Raw genomic sequence first — 1,097 nt, 5'->3', positions numbered from 1 at the left:
CCCTTCTCAGTAGTCAGACAACAGGCATTGAAGGTCATGAATGACAGGGATATCCAGACCCTCTGCCTTTACCTGAAAAAACAGAAACGGACCGTGGAAGAGTACCAGTGGCAACATTACGATGAACAATGCAATCTCCTGGAGCAACTGTTAAGGCAGGTGTTCTTGTGCCTTGAATGTGAGGCCGGTAAAGGCTCAGAAGCCGTCGTCGCCCAACTTCAACAGATGCAGACGGAAATCGCATTCGGTGGACCACTGAAGACGATGGATACGTCGCTCATCCCGAAAAAGCACCTCCCATGGTTGGTTAAACAGGATAACGTTAACCCGCAACGTTACGAATGGCTGCTCTACCGGCAGTTAACCTCACGACTGAATGGACGCATTTATTTGCCAAATGTTACCAAATACCGCGCACTGGAAGACGACCTGATCCCCCAGACATCGCAGGATACCTTGCTGGCCTCATCAACACTGGACAGACTAAAACAGCCCGCAGAGTTATTGTTACAGGAGAAACAACACCGGCTGGAAAGTGCACTCAAAGACGTTGCTCTCCATATTGATGAGGGAGACAATCGAAATGTGATCATGAAAAATCGTACCGGTACCCGCTGGCGTCTGCCGACCAAAAGCGCTACATCTCTGGTCAACAATCCCTTTTTTAAGCGAATGCAACCGGTCGGTATCGCGGATGTACTGCGGTATGTAGAGCGCGAAACCGGGTTCATGAAATGTCTGACTCATGTACTTCCGATACAAAAACAAGGGTTCACTCATCAGGATGATTTACTGGCCATTCTGATTGCCAACGCCACTCACCGTGGTGTGTATGGCATGGCGCAGATCTCCGATCGAAGCTATGAACACCTGAGTACGGTGCAGGCCAACTATATCCGGCCTGAAACGCTGCATGACGCCAGCGACGTGATCAATAATGCGGTTGCAGCGCTACCCATCTTCCGCCACTACCATATTCAGGAGGACCAGCTGCATGCCAGTGCGGATGGTCAGAAATTCGAAACCCATCTGGAAACCTTTAAAACCCGGTACTCCTCTAAGTATTTCGGCACCAACAAAGGGATCACGGCCATGAC

At 50.1% G+C, this 1,097-nt stretch carries 1 protein-coding gene; it reads left to right on the top strand.

Going from position 1 to position 1,097, the window contains the following annotated elements; genetic code table 11:
- The coding region (locus R7190_RS25735; RefSeq protein ID WP_318137662.1) for a Tn3 family transposase at positions 1 to 1,097 on the top strand (1,097 nt) is incomplete at both ends.

The organism is Vibrio sp. 1078-1, assembly GCF_033340475.1.
This window is presented reverse-complemented; position numbering and strand designations above follow the sequence as displayed.